Raw genomic sequence first — 19851 nt, 5'->3', positions numbered from 1 at the left:
ACAGGAGTGGGGCTAGGCGTCCGGAACACCGGCCACCGACCGGTACAGCTAGACCTAGTTGATCCGATTGATGTGCGGCAGCAGGTCGAAGTCCAGCGGTCCCGTTCTGCCGACCCCCGTAGCCTGCCTGCCACTCGGTGACCAGTGGCTTCCCTTTTCCAGGGTGTCGGTGATCTCGCGTTCCCGTTCGTGCACTCGCGGTGACACTGGGGGAGTCCGCAGATAGGAGGGCGACGCCACCGAGGGCCCACGCCTGCCAGCCGACCAGCACCTTCGGCGCCACGTCTCGCCGCCCACTCCACTGGGACCGAACCGATGCACACCTGGGTCAATTCGATGCGGAATCGATGCGAGTTGCGCCGCGAGATCCATCGGCCGGAATGTGAAGGGGCACGGGATTGGTGAGGTCCCGCCGGGTCGCCGCTTTCACCACGGCGACACCAAGCCCCTGTGGAGGCAAGCGCCACCGCCCGGAGGAGTAACCGTCATGACCGCAAACCGGATCACCGACGACACCGCTGCCCCGACCGAGTTCCACTCCCATCACGAGCCCTTCGGTGGCGGAGCGGACGACTGGATCGCCCGCGGGCTCGTCGAGGGCGACGAGTACTGCCTGGGCGAGGCGTATCAGCGCTGGGGCCGGCTGGTCCACACGCTTGCCGCCCGGGCGCTGGGGGATCCCCGGGAGGCGGAGGACGTCACACAGCAGGTTTTCGTGGCCGCGTGGCGCGGACGGGCCAATTTCAGTCCCGAGCGTGGCACCTTGCCTGCCTGGCTCAGGGGCATCACCCGCCGGAAGATCGCCGACGCGCTGACCGCCCGCACGCGCCGTACCGCGCTCGCGGCGGTCCTCGGCGACTCCCTGGAACACGAGGGCGGCCCCGTCGATGAGCCCGAGCGGGTCCTCGACCGGATCGTGGTCATCGAAGAACTGGCCAGGCTTCCCCGCGTTCAGCGCGACATCCTGCGACTCGCCTACTTCGCGGACCTGACACAGGTGCAGATCGCCGACCGCACCGGCATGCCCCTGGGCACCGTCAAGAGCCACGCCCGCCGCGGCCTCCAGCGCATGCGCCACAACCTGTCCCCCGCCGCGACCGCCGGCTGATCCAGCCCATCCGGCCCGGCGAGGGCTACGAAGAACCGATCGAAGCGAACGGGCCGGCCGGTCACGGCCGACCGACGGCCGTCACATGCGAGGTGGGGACCATGAAGGGACGAAGTGTCGCGGTGGTGGGAGCAGGAGTGGCGGGACTCACCGCCGCTCACATCCTCTCCCGCGCGTACGACGTCGTGCTGTACGAGTCGGAGGATCGGCTCGGGGGCCACGCGCACACCCACGAGCTGGCGGCCCCCGAAGGCGGGACGCTTCAAGTGGACACGGGCTTCATCGTTCACAACGAGCGCACGTACCCCCACCTTCTCCGCCTCTTCCGCGAACTCGGCGTCACCACGCAGGACTCGGAGATGAGCATGTCCGTCCGCTGCGACGGATGCGGCCTGGAGTACGCGGGCGCGAGAGGGGCACGTGGCCTCTTCGCCGGGGGCAACGCCCGCCGCGGCCGTCATCTGCTGATGCTCGCCGACGTGCCGCGGTTCCACCGCGCCGCGCGCCGCCTGCTGGCCGCCGAGGACACGACCTCGACACTCGGCGACTTCCTCACGGCACACCGCTTCTCCGCCTACTTCGTAGGCCACTTCGCGATCCCTCTCGTCTCCGCCGTCTGGTCCTGCGCCCCCGACACGGCGGTGCGGTATCCCGCCGCGTACCTGTTCCGTTTCCTCGACCACCACGGGCTCCTGTCGGTCACGGGGTCTCCGAATTGGAGGACCGTCAGCGGCGGTTCCGCGGCGTACGTCGACCGCGTCGCCAAGTCCATCGCCTCGGTCCGGACCGCGACCCCGGTACGCACCGTCGTGCGTGGTGCCGGCCGCGCGACTGTCGTCACCGCCGACGGCGAATCCACGGAGCACGCGGCCGTCGTGATCGCGGTCCACCCCGACCAGGCGCTGCGCCTCTTGGCCGACCCCACCGAGCAGGAGCGGCGGGTCCTCGGTGCCTTCACGTATTCCACCAACCCGACCGTTCTGCACGGCGACACGAGCCTGCTGCCGCGGTCGCCCCATGCCCGGGCCTCCTGGAACTACTGGCTGCCCTCCTGCACCGCCCGACCCGGCTCCGTCCAGATCAGCTACGACATGAACCGGCTCCAGCGGCTTCCCGGCCGCGAGCCCTACATCGTCACCCTCAACCCGGGCGACCGCATCGACGAGTCGACCGTCGTGGCGCGCATGACGTACGAACACCCCGTCTACACCCCGGAGTCCGTCGCCGCGCAGCGATCGCTCCCGACCCTCCGCACCCCGGTGACCGCCTACGCGGGGGCCTACCACGGGTGGGGATTCCACGAGGACGGCTGTCGCTCCGGTGTCGAGGCGGCCCTGCACCTGGGGGTGAACTGGTGATGACCGGCGTCGCCCCGCCCCCCGTCCCCGCCCTCTACGAGACCGAGGTCGCCCACACCCGCGTCACGCCCTTCCACTACGCCCTGCGCCACCGCACGTACCTCTGGCTGGTCGACATCGACGACCTGCCCGTCCTTCCCCGGCCCTTGCGTCCCCTCGCGCGCTTCGATCCCGGCGACCACTTCGACGGGGACGCCCCGACGCTGCGCGCGGGCCTCGACGCGTACCTCGCCGCCCAAGGTGTCCGGGACGCGGACGGGCACGTGCTGATGCTCGCCCACGCGCGCGTCCTCGGACACGTCTTCAACCCGCTCACCCTCTACTGGTGCCACGACCGCGCCGGGAACCTCGCCTGCGTCGTCGCAGAGGTGCACAACACCTACGGCGGGCGCCACTGCTATGTGCTCCGCACCGACGAGCGGAACCGTGCCGAGGTCGCCAAGGAGTTCTATGTATCGCCGTTCCTCGACGTCGAGGGCGCCTACCGCATGCGGTTGCCGCTCCCCGGCGACCGTCTCGACCTCACCGTCCAGCTCCGGCAATCGGACGGCTCCCGCCCCCTGACCGCCACGGTCCGAGGCTCCCGCCGTCCCGCCCGTTGCCGCACGCTGCTCGCGGCCGTGCTGCGGCACCCCTGGTCGACTCTCGGCGTTTCGATCGGCATTCGCCGGCACGGTATCCGCCTCTACCTCAAGGGGCTTCCCGTACGACCACGCCCCCGCACCGCCCCCTCGCTCAAGGAAGGCACTCCGTGAACCTCTCTCGCCCCGCGACCGCATCCACCATCCCGGAGGGCTTTCCACCGGTGGATCCTGAGCGCTGGCCCGACGTGGCTCGGTTGCCTCGAACATCGCCCGCACGCACCGCGGTCGCCCGCCGTCTCGTCGAGCGCGCCTTCGCCCGGCTTCCCCTGCGCGTAGCGACACCGGACGCCACGTTCCGCCTGCCCCGGCCGCGAGGAGGCGGGGCGGGCGAGCCGACACTGACGCTCCACAACCCCGACGCCTTCCACCGCCGGATCGGCGCCGGCGGTCTGATCGGCTTCGGCGAGTCGTACATGGCCGGAGAGTGGGACGCCGACGACCTCGTCGGTGTCCTCACCGTGCTCGCCCGCCATGTCGACGATCTCGTCCCCGCACCCCTGCGCCGACTGCGCGGGGCCTGGGTCAGGCGCAGGCCCGCTGTCGACCGCAACACGCCTGACGGCGCGCGCGAGAACATCCACCGCCACTACGACCTCTCCAACGAGCTCTTCGCTCTCTTCCTCGACCCCGGCCTCACCTACTCGGCCGCGGTCTTCGACCCGCCGCCGACGGCAGGCCCCCGCGGAGACGGGGAGCTGGCCATCGCGCAGCACCGTAAGATCGACCGGCTCCTGGACCTGGCAGAGGTCGGACAGGGCACCGAACTCCTTGAAATCGGAACCGGCTGGGGCGAACTCGCCATCCGCGCCGCCGCACGCGGGGCCCGCGTCCGCACCATCACCCTCTCCGAGGAGCAGCTCGACCTCGCGCGCCGGCGCATCGCGGACGCCGGAGCCGCCGACCGGGTCAGTGTCGAACTCCTCGACTACCGCGCCGTCCGGGGACGGTACGACTGCGTCGTGAGCGTCGAGATGATCGAGGCCGTCGGCGCGGAGTACTGGTCCGAGTACTTCACCGGGCTCCGCCGCCTCCTCGCCCCCGGTGGACGTGTCGCGCTCCAGGCCATCACCATGCCGCACGAACGTATGCTCGTCACCGCCCGCACCCACACCTGGATCAGCAAGTACGTCTTCCCCGGCGGGCTGATCCCCTCCCCGGAGGCCATCGCTCGGGAGAGCGCGGCCGCCGGACTGCGGATCACCCACGACAGCGGCTACGGCGACCACTACGCGGAGACCCTCCGGCAGTGGCGGGAACGCTTCCTGCACGAGGAGACCGCCGTCGCATCGCTGGGTTTCGACCGCGTCTTCCGGCGGACGTGGGAGTTCTACCTCGCCTACTCCGAGGCTGGATTCCGATCCCGGTACCTCGACGTCCGCCAGCTCCGGCTCACCGCCGACGACACGGACGTCACGCCATGAGACCGGCCCGCCACCAGTCAGTGGCCGGCACCACTCCCGGTCGATTGTCGCCCGGCATCGGACGCCGGGTTCCGAGGCGTCCGATGCCCATCACACCCGCTACCCGGTACGAGGAGGCGTCATGACCGCCGTCGACGCGGGAGCCCTCGGTGTGCTCCTGGCCGCTTCGGCGGGCACAGCGCTCGCCGTCATGCTCGTGGCCTTTGTCGTCGGAACCGTCAAGGGCGTGCACCGCGTCGTCGACGTGGCCTGGGGACTTGCCTTCGCGGCCGTGGCCGTCGTGGCCTGGCTCCTCTCCAGCGGCCACGGCGACGACGCCCGCCGCGTCCTCGTCGCGCTCGCGACCGCCGTATGGGGTCTGCGACTCGGGATCCACATCGCCCGGCGCGGACGCGGCCACGGGGAGGATCCCCGGTACGCCAAGATGCTCGCCCGCGCGCGTGGCAACCCCACGCTCTACGCGCTGCGGACCGTCTATCTCCTCCAGGGAGCCCTGGTCTGGCTCGTCTCCCTGCCCGTCCAGGTCGCCGTTCTGCTCCCCGAGTCCTTGGAGGCGGCTGCCTTCCTGGGTCTCGCCGTGTGGGCGGCGGGCCTCACCTTCGAGGCGGTGGGGGACCATCAGCTCGCCCGATTCAAGGCCGATCCGGCGAACCGAGGCCGCGTCATGGACCGCGGACTGTGGAGCTGGACCCGGCATCCCAACTACTTCGGAGACTTCCTCGTCTGGTGGGGCCTCTACCTGATGGCCTGCGCCACCTGGCAGACCGCCCTTCTCACCCTTGTCTCCCCGCTCGTCATGACCGCTCTGCTCGTCTGGGGCAGCGGCAAACGGCTCCTCGAGGCCCATATGTCCGACCGCCCCGGGTACACCGACTATCGCGAGCGCACGAGCGGCTTCCTCCCTCGACCTCCTCGTCCTCGGGGGAACGGGCCGCGAACCGCTCAGAACCGCCGCTGACCGCAGCCCCGAGGCCTTGCCCTCGTACGACGACGGCTCTTCTCAGCCCTCGGAGTGCCCGGACTGCCCTTCGTAGAGCCGGTGGATCACGTCGAGGGCCTCGCGCAGGCCGGTGGGGTGGATCATGCCTTGGCCGGGTGCCCGCCCGAGCCAGCCGGGGCCCGCGAGGAGTACCAGGGGAGCGGTGCGAGCCCCCCTCATCCCGAAGGCCGTTCCCGCGACGTGACGGGCCAGGGCGTGGTCCGCGGTGGATCTGGCCTGTGACCAGAGAGCGACAGCAGCCGGACCCGAGCGCCGTACCGCGGCGTCCAGGGCTTCCGCCGGTACCGCTGCGCCGAACATCCTGGTCGGCAGGCCTCGTTCGGCCAGTCCCGCGGCGAGTGCCTCCAGCGGCAGGGTGTGCTGCTCCGCCGGGACACAGGCCAGGACGACAGGAGCGGCCGGGAATGTTCTCAGCGTGCCGGTGACGGCGGCCCGCCGCAATGCGGTGGAGACGTGCCATGACAGCAGATGCTCCACCTCCACGTAACGATCGTCGGAGGATTCCCACTTGCGGCCCACCGCGTGCAGGGTCGGGGCCATCACCTCTTCCCACGCGATCACCAGCCCGTACCGCGCCAGAACCTCCTGGAGCAGACCTTCCATGGCCGGACCGTCGAGGCGGACGGCGGCGCGGGCCAGCCCGCGGCACTCCTGCCGTACGTCGCCCAGGGGCAGTCCGCTGCCCTGCCCCGGACGGCGAGCCCGCGGCTCCGCACCCACTGGGGCCATGGTCTGTTCCGCCGGCTCGACGGACGGGGTGCGCTGATCGGCAGCGAGCTCGGCGGTCTCCGTCACCGCGCCTGGCCGCACCCGCTTGGCGGCATGTGCCGCCTCGGCCGGCGGCACGCCCGACGCTGTGAGGCGGCACATCTCCTCCAGCATCGCCACGTCCCCCGGGCTCCACCGCCGGTGCCGCCCGTCCGCGCGCACCGCGGGACCGATGCCGTACCGCTGGTCCCAGGAACGCACTGTGGTCGGCGAGACCCCCAGACGCCGTGCCACTGCGCCTGTCGTGATCCCGTGTGTGGATTCGGGCATGTCACCACCGTACGATGCGGAAACGATGCGAACGTGGGGATGAGGCGCGTTTTCAGGTGCGCCCGGCCACTGCGGCGGTCGGCAGGCGTGCGGCCACCTCGTCGGCCAGCCGCTCGAACTCCGTTCGCAAGAACGGTGCTGCCGGCCTCGCGAAGCCCTTGAAGGCCAGCGAGGCCTTGTACGACAGCTGGGTGAGGTCGCCTTCGTCATCGAAGCGGAGGTCGTCGACCGCGGTCACCGTCTTGTTCTCTCCGACGAACACCAGCCGCGTGGGCTCACGCACGTCGAGCCGGTACTCGAGTTCGGTCGTACGGCCCCGGAAGAGTGACGTGTTGCGCCAGAGCGCACCCGTGCGCACAGGCCCGTCGTCCAGCCGTACGCAGGACACCGTCCCAGGATCCCATTCCTCGGTACGGGCGAAGTCCTCCAGATACGTCACGAGCTCGGCCAAGGGAAGGCGCACCACGATATTGCGCTCGACACTGATCACCGCACGGTCCTCCGTCTCCCACACCACGGCCCCCGGCCCCATTCCAGACACTGATGCTTCCGTGTGAGAGGGAGCACCGGATGCATCGGGCCAGGCTTGACGATTCCTGGGACCGCCTGGTCGGTCAGTTCAGGAAGCCAGGTCCTGGAGCACCTCGCGGGCCGCGCGTGCGCCCGAAGCCAGCGCTCCCTGCAGTGAGCTGGTGGCGCGGTGGTCGCCGCACACGTACGTGCCTGGCCCGAAGCGAGTTCTTCTGGACAGTGGTGCCGGACCGGACATGGCCGGCAGGGCGTCGGGGACGGTGACGCGGTGGACGAGTTCCCAGGCGGTCGTGTCCGTGCCGTACACCTCGTCGAGGGCGCGCAGGACGGCTGCCGTCTCGGTCGGCCCGGGGGAGCCGAGCACCGAGGTGGACACCAGTGCCCGGCCGTCGGTCGAGAAGCGGGGATGGACGGCGCTGAGGACACACGTGTTGAGGAACCTGCGCCGCGAGTCGACGACGAGGACGGGCTCGGCCAGCGGAGCCCTGGCAGCCGCGTGGTAGAACGTGGTCACGGTCCGGCCCCCGGGCACGCGGAGTCCCGGGAGCAGTTTCCCCGCCGCCCGCTGGCCGGTCGCGACGACGACCGCGATGGCCCCCACCTCGCCGCCGCTCGCGAGGGTGACCCCCTCCGGCGTCACGGTCCCGACGGGGCTGCCGGTCCGCAGCACGTGTGCGGGCAGCTGGGAGGCGAGCTGCGCGGGAACCGCCCCGATCCCTTCTGCCGGAAGGCAGAGAGTGCCGCGCAGCATGCTCCGCCACACCAGGTGGAAGAAGCGGGCGGACGTCTCCAGCTCGTCCTCCAGGAAGACACCGGAGAGGAAGGGCCGGAAGAAGGTCTCCACCAACTGTGGTGACACGCCGGCCTCGGCCAGGGCGGTGAGTGTGCTGCCGTCGGGGCCACGCCGCAACACGGATGCCGGCGCGAGTGCGTCGCGGGCCGACAGCGCACCGAGGGCGAGCAGATCACGGCCGGACACGAGCCGGCCGGGCAGAAGATCACGGCTCTGTCTGGGCCGTCGGGTCGGGTCGGTGAACCGATAGAACCCGTCATGGGTGTGCACCAGTACCCCCGGGGTGAACGGCCGCAGACGGAGCGCCTTCAAGTCGATACGGCGCTTGACCTGCGGATAGGACGTGTTGAAAACCTGAAAGCCCCGGTCGACCGTGAAGCCCGCCACGTGGTCGGTACGCATCCGCCCGCCCACCGTGTCCTCTGCTTCCAACAGGCGGACCCGCAGGCCCGCCGCGCCCAGGTCGCCCGCGCAGGCGAGCCCCGCTGCCCCTGCGCCGACGACCACTACGTCGTACCGCCCGCTGTCCGTCTTCCTCATGGCGTCCTCATCCATTCCTCGTACGTGGCCTTGACCCGCATGTCACCGCGAACAGCGCAGGACCGCAGTCCCCGGCCGACTCACGGCGGTTCCTCGCCTCGTCCTCGCTCCTGCTCCAGCAGGGCGGCCAGGTCCTTGAGCCGGTCGAGTCCGTGCACCGACCTGGAGATCCGGGCGTTGTGACGCAGGGCCCGCACAGGTCGCTCATGCGGTCGATGTAGGCACCGCCGGACGTGTAACCGCCGCGAGGAAGGCCGGGTCCAGCTGGTCGCCGAAGAGCCAGTGCGTACCTGTCATGCGGGTCTCGATCCGTTTCTGCCTGCGTGGTGCGTCTCGCGCTCACCTCCCTCTTCGACAGGCGGGCGTTCTTCGGATGCGTTCCCCTGACGCCAAGGCTGCGGCACAGGCCCTGGAGAAAAGCGCCGCCAGCCCCATCCGGAGGCCCGCTCGGCGCCGAATACCTCTCTGAGAGGACAACGATCCACGGCCGCAGACGGCTAGGTGCCCGGCCGCTAGGAGGAGCAGATCATGAACACCACGCTCACCCGACGTCGCGTATCGGCCGCCCTGGCCGCCGCGGCCCTCTCGGTCTCGCTCGGAGCGTTGGCGCCTCTGGCGTCGGCTCATGAGGGCGACAGCACATTCGGTCCTGGCTGTGCTTCGGTGCCGAAGGAGGGTGCCGGTTCGTTCGACGGCATGGCCAAGGACCCGGTGGCGACGGCCGCTTCGAACAATCCGGCTCTGTCGACTCTGGTGACCGCTGTGCAGAAGGCCGGTCTGGTCGACACGCTGAACAACGCCGAGGGCATCACGGTGTTCGCGCCGACGAACGAGGCGTTCGCCAAGATCCCCAAGGCGGACCTCGACAAGGTGCTCGCCGACAAGGCCACTCTGACCAACATCCTCACCTACCACGTGGTGGACGAGCCGGTGGAGAAGGCCGACCTCGCGGACGGGTCCTTCAAGACCCTTCAAGGCGGCATGCTGACGACCTCGGGTTCCGGCGACTCGTACAAGGTGAACGACACCGCTGCCATCGTGTGCGGCGACGTGCAGACCGCCAATGGGACTGTGCACATCATCGACACCGTCCTGATGCCGAAGTGAGCGGACACCAACTGTCCGCGCGGAGGGGGTGGCGCGGTCCCCGCTACCCGCTGCTCACCTCAGGGGTCGGCCGTCGTCTCCCGAGCCGGGCACCGTTCCCGTCAACGTCACCGGGCCGTTCGCGGTTGCGCGTACGGGCGGGAGCGGTCCCGGTGCCGTGGCGGAGACGGCCCCGCCGACTGTGACCGAGGTCAGTCGGCGGCTGCCCGCAGCCAGGTAGTAGCGCGCTCCGGACGGCGCCACCCAGTACGTGCCGGCGAGCACGTGCTGGCCGAACCTGCTGCACACGGCGGTGTCCGCCGGCACGGGTGAGGGGCCCGACCCCGCGTGACTCGCTCCCGCCGGCTCCTCCAGAGCCACCGCGACGCGGCCACGGCCTTCCCGGTTCTCCGCTCGGAGACACGTCCAGGTTGCCCGTCCACGCTGCTCGGGAAGGTTCTGCTGGGCGAACTCCCAGCGGTTCACAGCCCGTACCCCGGTTCTGCGCAAGGGCAGGCAGCGAGCATACCGACCGTCTCCAGGCGGCCAGCCCGGCCGGAGAGTTCGCTTCGCGAGGTTGACGCGCCGGAGCTCCGGCGCCCGGAGGAGGAGTCCACGTCAGGTCCACGGGTGTCAGCTCTCCGAGTTCCGTCAGGAGGAGGGAGCGATCCTCGACGATCCGCGCGGAACTGCGCAGCTCAAGAACGGGCGCGCTGCCGCAGTCGCTCGGCATCCGGACCACGGGATCGGTGACGCCGACGTCGGACACGCCCAAGGGCGCCGCGCGCTCCAGATGCCGTGCTTCGGAGGCACGAACGAAGGCCTCAGCGGAAGCCACGATGGGGATGGCGACGACAGGCGGCCGGTGGTCCCACTGGCTGCTGCCCTTCACGACCACGGCCCCGGCGATGGCAAGGAGGGCCAGAACTACTGTGAGCCCGGTGAGCCGTGTCCGTCGCCGACGACGTAGCAGGTCCGTGGGGCGAGCCTGCACCGTGCAGGGGTCGAACTCGACTCACTGAAGGGGCGATTCGGCTTCCCTGCCGACGGAGGCCCGGAGCCGATCGGCGGAGAGAACGGCATTGTCCGGGTCCGCGACACCCGAGCGCGCGAGCAGGCGTGCGGTGGCCTGGGGTGCCAGGCTTTCGACGAGCAGCAGTACGAAGGCAGCCCGTACCGCGGGGGTCACACCGGCCAGCGCACGGTCCAGCGCGGGCTCTCCGTCGCCACCGGCCTTGGGGAACAGCCGCAGCCCAAGGACTGCCGGAAGCGTGGGCCATGCGGGGAACCGTAGGGAGCGCCTGGAGGCGCGGAGCGCGGCGGACACGACGCGCCCCCGCAGCCAGAGGAACGCTTCGCCTGATTCGCCACGCGGGGCCGGAACTGTCGGCCCCGAGCGCGTACGTCCCGCACCTGAGAGGGACTTCTGCACGAGGGAGTGCGCGGCGAGCAGGCGCCGGTGTCTTCCCAGTTCGGGCGTAAGGATCAGATGGGCGAGGCGTACGAGCCGCGGATACTGCTCGACGAGCGCGGCCTCGGCGTCGTCCCGGGGAGGGCGCTTGGGTCCTGTGGTCCCGGCGGTGGATATTCCGATGGCGTGGAAGATGCCAGTCAACATGACTGCCCAACGAGAAGACCCTCGGACGGGTCACCCCGGGCGGGTGGCCTGGATCAGGTCTGGGCGCCGGCTGGTCAGAGGGTACGGACACAGGTATCGAGTCGTTGGCGGGATCGGGGACCGCGGACCGGGGGCCGGGGGGAGGGGCGACCAGGGCGGTGATTGGTTTGCAGGTGGGCGTGGCGATAGGACTGATGCGGCCGTTGGGGGGTTGTCGCGCCGAGCTCGCAATCCGCACTCTGCGGGGCGCCGAAGGATGCGCAGACGTGCCTCACGGTTGAGGCTCGCAAAACCGATCGGAGTCCTCTTGTGCGTACTCGTCGAGTCGCCGCCACCTCTGTCGCCGCTGCCGCGATGGCTGTCTCCCTGCTCTCCCCGGGCCTTGCTGCGGCGACGGCGGACGGCGGCGATCCGTTCGGGCCGGAAGGCCGTGCAGCAGGGCACGGTCTGATCAGTGTGGGGCTGACCACGGACCAGCGCCTGGTCGGTTTCGACGTCGCCGACCCGGCCGATACCTGGTCGCTGGGGAAGGTCTCCGGCCTCCGGGGCGACGGCAAGCTGGTGGGGATCGACTTCCGCGTCCAGAACGGCAAGCTGTACGGCGTCGGCGACAAGGGCGGCGTCTACAGGCTCGACAGCGATGCCAAGGCCGTCAAGGTCTCGCAGCTGACCGTGGTGCTCCAGGGCCGGTACTTCGGCGTCGACTTCAACCCTGCCGCCAACCGCCTGCGCGTGATCAGCGACACCGGGCAGAACCTGCGCCACAACATCGACGATCCCGCCGCCCCGAAGACCACCACCGTCGACGGCACACTCACCAACCCGACGATGCCGCCGTCGACGGCACTCGGCGTCACCGGTGCCGGATACACGAACAACGATCTCGACGCGGCGACCGCGACCACGCTGTTCGACATCGACACCACCAACAACCGCGTCTCGCTGCAGTCCCCGGCCAACGCCGGCACCCTCGCACCCACCGGCAACCTCGGCGTGAACACCGGCCTGTCGGCCGGGTTCGACATCTACTACCAGGCCTCCGACGGCTCGAACCGTGGCTACGCGGCCCTGTCCACCGGCGGCAAGCAGCGCTTCTACAAGGTCAACGTCCTCACCGGCAAGGCCACCCTGGTCGGTGAATTCCCGGCCGGTCGCCAGGTCGTCGACGTCGCCCTCCCCCTCAACCAGCACTGAACAGCACAGACAGTGGAGGCGGGCCCACACAGCCCGCCTCCACCTCACTGCGGGCACGAGTGTCGGATGCCGGCTGGCAGAACACTTGTGTCCCCGGCCTCGAGGTGCGCCTCGAACCGGGAAAGCCGGAGACCCGACTTCTGGGCTGGCAAGGCATGCTGCCGCCATCTCTCATCTGCTGCATTCCTGAGGGGCTGCATACCTAAGGCGCCGAACTCTTCGAGGATGGGGCCGCTCCCTGACCTTGTGTGGGCGATGAACTGGCGGGCTTCCAGCTCTCGGCCGAGCGCGGCCTTCTCCAAGCCGGGGAGGCCGGCCATCAAGACCAGCCGCGTCCTCACCCAGCAGTGACTTCGCGCGACAGTGGATCGCGAGCGGTCTCCAGGCGGCGTTGTGGATCAGCGCACTACGGAACGTGCGATGCGGAATCCGACGTCGTCGACCCGAAACGTGGGGTGACTGCGGCGCCTTACGGACGCCCGGCAGCTCCAGCGCTCGTCGAACCAGCCGCCGCCTCGCAGAACTCGGTAGGTGCCGTAGACCTCGGCGTCGTAGATGTCCCAGCACCACTCCCACACGTTGCCGAGCATGTCGTGAAAGCCCCAGAGGTTCGGGTGCTTGCCTCCCACCTCATGGATGGTCTCGGCCGAGTTGCCGCGATGCCAGGCGATCTCGTCAAGGGGGCCATAGCGCGGCCCCGCCGTACCGGCCCTGCAAGCGTGCTCCCACTCAGCTTCGGTCGGTAGCCGGTACCCGTCGGCCGTCACGTCCCATTCGACGTCTTGGCCGCCAACCTGACGATAGGCGGGCGTGAGCCCCTTGCGATGCGACAAGGCGTTGCAGAATTGGACCGCGTCCCACCAGGAGACGCCTTCGACGGGCAGATGGTCCCCAAGGGCGGTACTTGGATGCTCGCCGGTCACGTGCGTGTACAGCATTTGGGTGATGGGGTACATCGCAAGCTGGTAGGTGTCCAGCTCGACCGCCCAACTGCGCTGCGTCCGCCGGTCCGACAGTGTGACCTGCCCGGCCGGAACTGCGATCATCTCGGGCCCTGCACTCGCATCCATGAGCAGACGATCCTACCGGCCCGGTGACCTTCTCATCATGCGCCGGAGCTGCTGACCGCGGCGGGCGCCGCGCGCGGCGACGCCCCGCGCCGTTTGCCGCGCGGGGCGTCGATCCACCGGCCCTGCCGGGCCGGGTGGGTGGCCGTCAGCGGTGACCACGCAGCTTGGTGAGGAGGCGCTGCACCTGGGTGCGCCTGCGAGGGTCGGCGGCGGCCCGGCGGACGGACGCCGCCGCGCTGCGGCCCTGCGGGCTGTGGGCGAATCGCTTGATACGGGTCAGGAGTGCGCTCATGGGATTCTCCTTGGGTCGCAAGGGCGGGACGTTCCTGCGGGGGCCGTCTATCGGAAGAACGCCAGGTAGTAGTCGACGAGCCCCATCCGGTGCGGCTCGTCGTCGTCCAGGTCGCGGTCGGGTCCGGGTTCGAACGGCGGGGCGTCCGCGATCTGTTGCTTGGTGCAGCCGATGTCGAGCTTCTCCGCGTCGGGGTCGACCGTGGTCACGACCCCGGCCGGAACGATGACGCGTCTGCCGGGGAGCCAGGGATCCGTATCCACCACGACATGGGCGCGGCCGGCCGTGGGCTCGTGCGTGTCGACAGTGCCCGCGAAACCGTCCAAGGCTTCGACCCTGTACCCGGTCAGGTCGAGATGCGCCGCAGGGGCCGCGGTCTCCCTGTAGGTCCAGATGTCGTACGCCATGGGTGTGTTCCTTCCGTCGGGGGCGAGTGGCAACGGGCTTCGTGTTCTGTCACTCCGTGTTGCCCGTCGCAGCCGTCCCACACCATCCGGACCCGCCGGATCGCGAACCTGTCCGTGGCGATGCGGCATGAGCAGCTTCGTTTTGGTGCGGTCAGACCCGTGCTCGGTGCGAGCCGAATGATCCCCGGGGGACCGGGTACGCGGACGCTGTCCAACCCGTTCGGGAAGGATCAACGGAACCGCCGTGTACACGAGCGTCCTTCGCCGCCGGTTGGTTGTTCCGCCCGTGGCGCCCCACGGCGCACCGATGACCGGCGTGACCTGATCTGAGGCGGCCCGCGCGTTCGATGCCGTGACAGACACGACGTAAAGCGACAGAGGAGTGACAGTGATGACCGATCGCACCTGGTCCTACAGCACGGAGTCCGGCCACCTGGCGGGCATCGATCTCATCAGGTGGCGGGTCGAGGCGTCCGACGGGCACATCGGCAAGGTCGACAAACACTCCGACGAGGTGGACGACGCCTATCTGGTCGTCGACACGGGCCCCTGGATCTTCGGCAAGGAGGCGCTGATCCCGGCGAGCGCGGTGACCCGTGTGGACCTGGAGGACCACACGATCCACCTCACCCTGTCCAAGGAACAGGTGAAGGACGCCCCCGAGTTCGTCTCCGACAAGCACCTGGCGGACCGGCAGTACCGCGAGGAGATCGCCCAGCACTACCGCACCGGCGGACCCTTCTCGGGCGGCACCGGTGCCATCTGACAAGCGGTGGCCCGGAGCTGGGGAGTCGGGTCGCGCGCCCAAGGCGATGACGGCTGGTGCCGCTGCAGGTGCGGCGGCCGCGCTCGCCCTCGCGTACACGCTGGCGCGGCGGGCGCGGCGACGCGGCCTCGGGCCGGTGGCCCCGTTCCTCGAACGCCACTTCTGACGGGGCGTGGCTCCCCCTCACGCGTACACCTCGTACCCGTCCATTCGGCTCCTTCACTACCGTCCTTCAGGAGGTAGATACGCATGGTTCCCCTGCTCCTTGTTCTCCTGCTCGTCCTGCTGCTCTTCGGCCTCGGCTTCGCGGCCAAGGCGCTCTGGTGGATCGCCGTCCTCGTCCTCGTCCTGTGGCTGCTGGGCTTCGTGGCCCGGCCCAAGGGCGGCACGGGCCGCTGGTACCGCTGGTAGTCGGCCCCGGTCGTCCACCGGCGGTGTGGACCGATCCCTCCCGCATGAACGAGCTCGGCACTCCCCGTTCGGAGCGTGCCGGGCTCGTCCCCGTGCTCGTGCCGTCGGCGACGACTCGTCCTCGGGTCTCCGTCCTGCGTCCTGGGGTGACACCCGCACGGCTGTGCTATCCGTGGCGGGTGAGCTCGGCATGGAGACGGCCGGCCGACTCGACGACCACATGGCGGAACTGATCGGCCAGGGGCGGCACCATCTCGTCCTCGACCCGTCCGCGCTCGGCTTCATGGACTCGTCGTGCCTGAACGTTCTGATCAGGTCGGTTCACAGGGCGCGGGAAGTCGGCGGAGACCTGTATCTCGCCGCGCCGAACTCCGTGGTGCGACGCATCCTGGAGAGCACCGGGCTGACGACGACGCTCCCGCCGCACGACCGTGTGGCGGAGGCGGAGGCGGAGGCGTTGGCCGCGGCCGGCGGCGGGATCTTACGGCATGCATACGCTCCAGCTCGCGTCCGCGGGGACCGGCTGGATCTCCTCACCGCGGAATTGGCCCCGGGAACCGAGCTCCCACTCCTGCTCCCCGGACCTGTCTAGGTCTGTGCCGTGCTCGGCCACGAGATGCCGGTCGCCGGGCGTGACACGGTTCGAGGACATCGTTTACGTCCCGGTGTGATCCCTTTGAGCGGTGTGGAAACCATGAAGAGGGGAAAAGCGATGTACGAGGTGCCCAGCGCACCCACCGGACGAGGGGAGTACCAGCGCCATGACGGATGCGATGACCGCGGCACGGGACCCCTTGTTGTCCGCGAGTGTCGTCTACGACAACGCCTCTGGCGGCGGTGCGATCGCCTCTGCGCGCGCCTTCACGGCGGACTTCCTCGCGGCGGTCCCGTGCGTGCGGCGTGAACCGGTGGCCGACGAGCGCGTCGAGCTCGCGCAGTTGGTGGTCAGCGAGCTCGTCACGAACGCGGTCCGGCACGCGGTCGGCCCCTGCCGACTGGTCTTGGAGCTGCTCCAGGACACTCTGGAGATCTCGGTGCTCGACCGTGAGGTGGCCGCTCCCGTGCCCCTCGGACACGATCCCGGCCGGATCGGGCAGCACGGCGTCGAGATCGTCGTCGCCGTCTGCGAGAGCCTGAGTGTGGAGCCGCACCCGGAGGGGAAGCGGGTCCGGGCGCGTCTCTCCCTCCTGCGGGAGTACGCCGACACGGCGACCCCGGCGGACCGGCGACCACACTGACGTACCCCGAGCTTTGCGCAGCGGATGGGCACTACGGCTCGCCGGCCCCTGACGGGCTCTGCTCTAGGACGACGCGTCGTGGCGCGGTCACGTGCAGGCACCTCTCGTCCCACGTGACCGATTCGAACGACCGGGTACTGCATCCTCTTTCTGGCTTCCTTCTGCCCAACGACCCTTGCAAGAAGCGGGTCTTCGGTGCCCGATGGCCCCGACAGGCAGCACGGGGAAGGCTTCTGAACACCCCTCGGGAGGGCTCTCGAGAGATTCGGCCCGTGTGCACTGCGCCGCTCCGGGTAGGCGACCTGACACGGAGCCACGACTTTCGGCTCGGGACACACGTGAAAGGGGAATGGCGTGACGCTCACCACGATGTCGGCCAAGGGAATTGAGGCCGGAACGGGAACGCTGCCGGTGATCCCGGACGCGTTGGCGGTCGCGCCGAAGGACGCGCGAGCTCTGTCGAAGGTCTTCTTCCAGGAACTCACGGTGCTGGAGGAGGGGACGCACGAGTACCAGTACGCGCGCAACACCCTCATCGAGATGAACATGAGTCTGGTCCGCTACGCGGCCGGGCGGTTCCGTCATCGCGGCGACGAGATGGAGGACATCGTCCAGGTCGGCATGATCGGACTGATCAAGGCGATCGACCGCTTCGAGCTCTCGCGGGAGGTCGAGTTCACCACGTTCGCCGTGCCCTACATCGTCGGGGAGATCAAGAGGTTCTTCCGAGACACCTCCTGGGCGGTGCACGTACCCCGCCGCCTGCAGGAGGCCCGGGTGGAACTGGCGAAGGCGACCGAGGAGCTGAGTACGCGCCTGGGCCGGACACCGACGGCTTCGGAACTCGCCGAGCTGATGAGCCTCACCGAGGAAGAGGTCACCGAGGCCCGGCTGGCCTCCAACGGCTACAACTCCTCCTCGCTCGACGCCGCGCTGAGCGGCGATAACGAGGACAGCGAGGCCTGCCTGGCCGACTTCATCGGCAGCGAGGACCCCGCCATGGAGCTGGTGGAGGACTTCCACGCCCTGGCCCCGCTGATCGCCGACCTCGACGAGCGTGACCGGCAGATCCTCCACCTGAGGTTCGTCGAAGAACTCACCCAGGCCCAGATCGGGGAACACCTGGGCTGCTCCCAGATGCACGTCTCCCGCCTCCTCTCGCGCACCGTGAAGCGCCTGCGCGAGGGCCTGCTCGCAACCGGCTGATACGGACGGCAGCCAGTGCTCTTTCGTGCCCCGCGGACCGTACCGGGGCGGTCACGCCCTCTTCGGCCGCCTACCGCACGCACCTGGGCCGCGGTTCGTGCGGGGTGCCTCTCGTCCCTGTCGTCGCCGCCCTGCGGGCCTCTCCCCGACGTTAGGTCGCCTCACGCCGCCTGGAACTTCTGGCAGACCCACGGCTGGTACTGAGAACACCATCGGCACGCGAAGACATGCAGGTTCCCCCGGGAAGCAAGCGCCGCTGAGCCGCCTGGCTCAGGCCGCCGGCTTCCCGAGGCGACGCCTTCGAGGCTGCATGCTCACTGCAGCCGGAATCCGGTGAACTCGGTGAGGCCGCGTGTGCCCCGGCCCGCGTTGGCGGCGGTCATGAAGAGGCCGACGTCCTGGGTGATTGCCGCGCCCGGGACCGTCACTGTGGCCACGGGTCGCCAGGTGGCGCCCGTCGTCCGTGGAGAATTCGCCGGTGTACGCGGTACCGGTGTGGGTCAGGCGCAGGGTCACTGGAGCGCGTACGCCGGTGACCTGGGCGTACTTCTCGAGCCGGCCGTTGCCGTTGCCGTCGGCGTCGTAGGAGAGGACTACGCCGTTGGCGGGGGTGACGGCGAGGTTGAGGAAGCCGAGCGAGCCGGGTGCTGCCAGGTTGTTGCTGACGATGATCCCGGCGCGGGCCCAGTTCCCGGTGTTGGCCTGGCTGTCCCGCGTGTGGTGACGGCGGCGTTCTCGCCCATCGCACCGGGTCGGCGGATCGCGCCGAACTGGGCGGTGGCGCCCCACAGGTCGTTGCCCGCGCCCTCGATGGCGTACCGGTCGCCGAGCTGCCCGAATGCCGCGGTGTTGCCGTTCACGGTCGTGAGGCCGTCGTCGAGCGGTCCGGCGACGTACACGGACCCCTGGTGGACGACCTTGGCCGGGGCGACCGCGCGTTGCGGCTCGTACCGCGCGGTCGTCGTGAGCCGGACCGCGGCGAGCGGGTCCGTCAGCTGGCCCTCCGGGACGGTCGCGGTCCAGCGGGCCGTGAATCCGCCGCCCGCGTGGCGCCCTGGGGCTCCGCCAGGACGGCGCCCGTGAGCGCGATGTCGACGCGGCCGGTTGCGGCGAAGCCGTTGCGGTTGGCGAAGGTGGCCGTGATGGTCGTCGAGGCGTCGGGGGTGAGGGTGCGCGGCTCGGCGGTGACGGCGAGGGTCGCCTGGAAGGGGGTGGCGGCGAGTTCGTCGCGGACGCGCCGGGCGGTGCGGTGCGGGTCGCCGCTGGGGCGCAGGGGATATGCTGAGCGGCCCCGGCCGGGGCTTGGTGCGCCCTTCTCTCTCCAGTGTTCCGGCCCTGGCACCGCGGATTCCGGGACTTGTTTCCAGGGTTCGAGTGGCGAAAGTTGCATCTGCCGCACGGCAGCGAGCTGTGGAAGGTACGCGCGGTGCGGCCCCGGGCCCGTAGAGGAGGTAGGCGACGGGGTCGCGGTCGGATCCGTAGGCGGGGGTGTGTGTTCGCCGACGTGCCCGTGGTTCGCGCGGAGGCGAACCCGTTCTTGGTGTTCGCGAGGAGGTGCGGATGTCCTCGGTCGGGACGTTGCCTATGCCGCTGTGTGCAAGCAGGTCAGCCCGTCGCTTCGCGGACGTCCATTCCCTGCTCGGCGAACGCCTTGAAGTCCTCCATGTGCTGTAGCGACTGCTTGCGGAAGGTGCCGGGCATGAGGAGCCCCACCAGGCGCATCAGCACGCCGCTGAACCGGTACTCGTTCTCGCTCATCCAGAGCGTCTTCTCCGGACCGGCCTCGGTCAGCCGGTCGCGCACGGCGCTCCACATCCCCTTGCCTACGATCTCGCGGTCGAAGTGAACGACGCTCCCTTTCGGGATCCCGTGCAGGTCCGCCGGTTCCCTGCGGGTGATGGTCTCGGTGCCCTCGAACTTCTGCTGCCCCATCTGCATCACGACCCGCGACCTGGTCCCGACCTGCCCGTGCACCCCATTCAGCGGCTCGTGCAGCACCAGGCCCCGCAGCCACTTCGGCAGGTGTGCCGGGTCGGCGAGCAGCTGGACCACCCTCTCCCGCGGCAGGGCGATCTCGATCGAGACGGTGTACTTCACAGCGGAGCCCTCCAGGTTCCTGAGCGAACGGGC

22 protein-coding genes and 1 pseudogene are annotated in these 19851 nt (G+C 69.9%); 12 read left to right on the top strand and 11 right to left on the bottom strand.

Annotation, left to right across the window (positions count from 1 at the left end):
- Positions 1-487 precede the first annotated feature (487 nt).
- From ACFWRO_RS20965 to ACFWRO_RS20945, 5 genes are all read left to right on the top strand, one after another.
- Complete coding sequence (locus ACFWRO_RS20965; protein WP_384512349.1) at positions 488-1108, top strand: sigma-70 family RNA polymerase sigma factor; 621 nt, start codon at positions 488-490, stop codon at positions 1106-1108.
- A gap of 101 nt (positions 1109-1209) precedes the next feature.
- Positions 1210-2466: an NAD(P)/FAD-dependent oxidoreductase gene (locus ACFWRO_RS20960; protein ID WP_384512347.1), complete on the top strand. Its 1257-nt coding sequence runs from the start codon at positions 1210-1212 to the stop codon at positions 2464-2466.
- Positions 2466-3221, top strand: a complete 756-nt coding sequence (locus ACFWRO_RS20955) for a DUF1365 domain-containing protein (protein ID WP_384512345.1) — start codon at positions 2466-2468, stop codon at positions 3219-3221. Before ACFWRO_RS20960 ends, ACFWRO_RS20955 begins: the two co-directional genes overlap by 1 nt.
- Positions 3218-4531 carry a class I SAM-dependent methyltransferase gene (locus tag ACFWRO_RS20950; protein ID WP_384512343.1) on the top strand — a complete coding sequence of 438 codons (1314 nt, stop codon included), beginning with the start codon at positions 3218-3220 and terminating at the stop codon, positions 4529-4531. The genes ACFWRO_RS20955 and ACFWRO_RS20950 overlap by 4 nt, the downstream gene beginning before the upstream one ends.
- Before the next feature lie 121 nt (positions 4532-4652).
- Positions 4653-5489: a DUF1295 domain-containing protein gene (locus ACFWRO_RS20945; RefSeq protein ID WP_384512341.1), complete on the top strand. Its 837-nt coding sequence runs from the start codon at positions 4653-4655 to the stop codon at positions 5487-5489.
- A 42-nt stretch (positions 5490-5531) separates the two neighbouring features.
- Here ACFWRO_RS20945 and ACFWRO_RS20940 read toward each other — a convergent pair whose 3' ends face one another.
- The 4 genes and pseudogenes from ACFWRO_RS20940 to ACFWRO_RS20925 form a co-directional block, all read right to left on the bottom strand.
- Positions 5532-6569, bottom strand: a complete 1038-nt coding sequence (locus tag ACFWRO_RS20940; RefSeq protein WP_384512339.1) for a MerR family transcriptional regulator — start codon at positions 6567-6569, stop codon at positions 5532-5534.
- Between the two features lie 52 nt (positions 6570-6621).
- Positions 6622-7059: an SRPBCC family protein gene (locus tag ACFWRO_RS20935; RefSeq protein WP_384512337.1), complete on the bottom strand. Its 438-nt coding sequence runs from the start codon at positions 7057-7059 to the stop codon at positions 6622-6624.
- A gap of 129 nt (positions 7060-7188) precedes the next feature.
- Complete coding sequence (locus ACFWRO_RS20930; RefSeq protein ID WP_384512335.1) at positions 7189-8433, bottom strand: NAD(P)/FAD-dependent oxidoreductase; 1245 nt, start codon at positions 8431-8433, stop codon at positions 7189-7191.
- A gap of 80 nt (positions 8434-8513) precedes the next feature.
- Positions 8514-8671 (bottom strand): annotated as a pseudogene (locus ACFWRO_RS20925) (cryptochrome/photolyase family protein); the annotation flags it as partial.
- A gap of 290 nt (positions 8672-8961) precedes the next feature.
- Here ACFWRO_RS20925 and ACFWRO_RS20920 point away from each other — a divergent pair.
- A complete protein-coding gene (locus ACFWRO_RS20920) occupies positions 8962-9540 on the top strand; it encodes a fasciclin domain-containing protein (RefSeq protein WP_384512333.1) in 579 nt (192 codons plus the stop codon).
- 994 nt (positions 9541-10534) lie between these two features.
- On the opposite strand, the gene ACFWRO_RS20915 is transcribed toward ACFWRO_RS20920, so the two are convergent.
- A complete protein-coding gene (locus ACFWRO_RS20915) occupies positions 10535-11137 on the bottom strand; it encodes a hypothetical protein (RefSeq protein ID WP_384512331.1) in 603 nt (200 codons plus the stop codon).
- A 354-nt stretch (positions 11138-11491) separates the two neighbouring features.
- On the opposite strand from ACFWRO_RS20915, the gene ACFWRO_RS20910 reads away from it, so the two are divergent.
- Complete coding sequence (locus ACFWRO_RS20910; protein ID WP_384512329.1) at positions 11492-12331, top strand: DUF4394 domain-containing protein; 840 nt, start codon at positions 11492-11494, stop codon at positions 12329-12331.
- Between the two features lie 398 nt (positions 12332-12729).
- Here ACFWRO_RS20910 and ACFWRO_RS20905 read toward each other — a convergent pair whose 3' ends face one another.
- The 3 genes from ACFWRO_RS20905 to ACFWRO_RS20895 all read right to left on the bottom strand — a co-directional run bounded on the left by ACFWRO_RS20905 (position 12730) and on the right by ACFWRO_RS20895 (position 14100).
- Complete coding sequence (locus tag ACFWRO_RS20905) at positions 12730-13401, bottom strand: formylglycine-generating enzyme family protein (protein ID WP_384512327.1); 672 nt, start codon at positions 13399-13401, stop codon at positions 12730-12732.
- Positions 13402-13546: 145 nt separating this feature from the next.
- The gene (locus tag ACFWRO_RS20900) at positions 13547-13693 is read right to left on the bottom strand and encodes a hypothetical protein (RefSeq protein WP_266975921.1); all 147 of its coding nucleotides are present in this window, start codon (positions 13691-13693) and stop codon (positions 13547-13549) included.
- Between the two features lie 47 nt (positions 13694-13740).
- Complete coding sequence (locus ACFWRO_RS20895) at positions 13741-14100, bottom strand: PRC-barrel domain containing protein (protein WP_384512325.1); 360 nt, start codon at positions 14098-14100, stop codon at positions 13741-13743.
- Between the two features lie 391 nt (positions 14101-14491).
- Here ACFWRO_RS20895 and ACFWRO_RS20890 point away from each other — a divergent pair, with 391 nt between their 5' ends.
- The 5 genes from ACFWRO_RS20890 to ACFWRO_RS20870 all read left to right on the top strand — a co-directional run bounded on the left by ACFWRO_RS20890 (position 14492) and on the right by ACFWRO_RS20870 (position 17721).
- On the top strand, positions 14492-14866 hold the full coding sequence (locus tag ACFWRO_RS20890; RefSeq protein ID WP_384512323.1) for a PRC-barrel domain-containing protein: 375 nt from the start codon (positions 14492-14494) through the stop codon (positions 14864-14866).
- A gap of 249 nt (positions 14867-15115) precedes the next feature.
- Positions 15116-15277: a hydrophobic protein gene (locus tag ACFWRO_RS20885; protein ID WP_384512321.1), complete on the top strand. Its 162-nt coding sequence runs from the start codon at positions 15116-15118 to the stop codon at positions 15275-15277.
- A gap of 25 nt (positions 15278-15302) precedes the next feature.
- A complete protein-coding gene (locus ACFWRO_RS20880) occupies positions 15303-15869 on the top strand; it encodes an STAS domain-containing protein (RefSeq protein ID WP_384512319.1) in 567 nt (188 codons plus the stop codon).
- A 169-nt stretch (positions 15870-16038) separates the two neighbouring features.
- A complete protein-coding gene (locus tag ACFWRO_RS20875; RefSeq protein WP_384512317.1) occupies positions 16039-16515 on the top strand; it encodes an ATP-binding protein in 477 nt (158 codons plus the stop codon).
- A 369-nt stretch (positions 16516-16884) separates the two neighbouring features.
- Complete coding sequence (locus ACFWRO_RS20870; protein WP_384512495.1) at positions 16885-17721, top strand: RNA polymerase sigma factor SigF; 837 nt, start codon at positions 16885-16887, stop codon at positions 17719-17721.
- Between the two features lie 314 nt (positions 17722-18035).
- On the opposite strand, the gene ACFWRO_RS20865 is transcribed toward ACFWRO_RS20870, so the two are convergent.
- The 3 genes from ACFWRO_RS20865 to ACFWRO_RS20855 form a co-directional block, all read right to left on the bottom strand.
- Positions 18036-18158, bottom strand: a complete 123-nt coding sequence (locus tag ACFWRO_RS20865) for a hypothetical protein (protein WP_384512315.1) — start codon at positions 18156-18158, stop codon at positions 18036-18038.
- A gap of 554 nt (positions 18159-18712) precedes the next feature.
- Positions 18713-19063, bottom strand: a complete 351-nt coding sequence (locus ACFWRO_RS20860; RefSeq protein ID WP_384512313.1) for a hypothetical protein — start codon at positions 19061-19063, stop codon at positions 18713-18715.
- 263 nt (positions 19064-19326) lie between these two features.
- Positions 19327-19818 carry an SRPBCC family protein gene (locus ACFWRO_RS20855; protein WP_384512311.1) on the bottom strand — a complete coding sequence of 164 codons (492 nt, stop codon included), beginning with the start codon at positions 19816-19818 and terminating at the stop codon, positions 19327-19329.
- Between the last annotated feature and the right edge of the window lie 33 nt (positions 19819-19851).

This window comes from Streptomyces sp. NPDC058579 (assembly GCF_042718575.1).
Lineage (GTDB): Bacteria > Actinomycetota > Actinomycetes > Streptomycetales > Streptomycetaceae > Streptomyces.
Note: the sequence above shows the minus strand (reverse complement) of the source record. Positions and strands in the feature narration are given on the sequence as shown.

Excerpts from the sequence above, each read along its gene's own strand:
- ACFWRO_RS20900 (WP_266975921.1), bottom strand. The coding sequence starts at position 13,693 with ATGAGCGCACTCCTGACCCGTATCAAGCGATTCGCCCACAGCCCGCAG.
- ACFWRO_RS20930 (WP_384512335.1), bottom strand. The coding sequence starts at position 8,433 with ATGAGGAAGACGGACAGCGGGCGGTACGACGTAGTGGTCGTCGGCGCA.
- ACFWRO_RS20955 (WP_384512345.1), top strand. The coding sequence starts at position 2,466 with ATGACCGGCGTCGCCCCGCCCCCCGTCCCCGCCCTCTACGAGACCGAG.
- ACFWRO_RS20915 (WP_384512331.1), bottom strand. The coding sequence starts at position 11,137 with ATGTTGACTGGCATCTTCCACGCCATCGGAATATCCACCGCCGGGACC.
- ACFWRO_RS20960 (WP_384512347.1), top strand. The coding sequence starts at position 1,210 with ATGAAGGGACGAAGTGTCGCGGTGGTGGGAGCAGGAGTGGCGGGACTC.
- ACFWRO_RS20885 (WP_384512321.1), top strand. The coding sequence starts at position 15,116 with ATGGTTCCCCTGCTCCTTGTTCTCCTGCTCGTCCTGCTGCTCTTCGGC.
- ACFWRO_RS20895 (WP_384512325.1), bottom strand. The coding sequence starts at position 14,100 with ATGGCGTACGACATCTGGACCTACAGGGAGACCGCGGCCCCTGCGGCG.
- ACFWRO_RS20875 (WP_384512317.1), top strand. The coding sequence starts at position 16,039 with ATGACGGATGCGATGACCGCGGCACGGGACCCCTTGTTGTCCGCGAGT.
- ACFWRO_RS20890 (WP_384512323.1), top strand. The coding sequence starts at position 14,492 with ATGACCGATCGCACCTGGTCCTACAGCACGGAGTCCGGCCACCTGGCG.
- ACFWRO_RS20910 (WP_384512329.1), top strand. The coding sequence starts at position 11,492 with ATGGCTGTCTCCCTGCTCTCCCCGGGCCTTGCTGCGGCGACGGCGGAC.
- ACFWRO_RS20965 (WP_384512349.1), top strand. The coding sequence starts at position 488 with ATGACCGCAAACCGGATCACCGACGACACCGCTGCCCCGACCGAGTTC.
- ACFWRO_RS20870 (WP_384512495.1), top strand. The coding sequence starts at position 16,885 with ATGTCGGCCAAGGGAATTGAGGCCGGAACGGGAACGCTGCCGGTGATC.
- ACFWRO_RS20945 (WP_384512341.1), top strand. The coding sequence starts at position 4,653 with ATGACCGCCGTCGACGCGGGAGCCCTCGGTGTGCTCCTGGCCGCTTCG.
- ACFWRO_RS20920 (WP_384512333.1), top strand. The coding sequence starts at position 8,962 with ATGAACACCACGCTCACCCGACGTCGCGTATCGGCCGCCCTGGCCGCC.
- ACFWRO_RS20940 (WP_384512339.1), bottom strand. The coding sequence starts at position 6,569 with ATGCCCGAATCCACACACGGGATCACGACAGGCGCAGTGGCACGGCGT.
- ACFWRO_RS20905 (WP_384512327.1), bottom strand. The coding sequence starts at position 13,401 with ATGGATGCGAGTGCAGGGCCCGAGATGATCGCAGTTCCGGCCGGGCAG.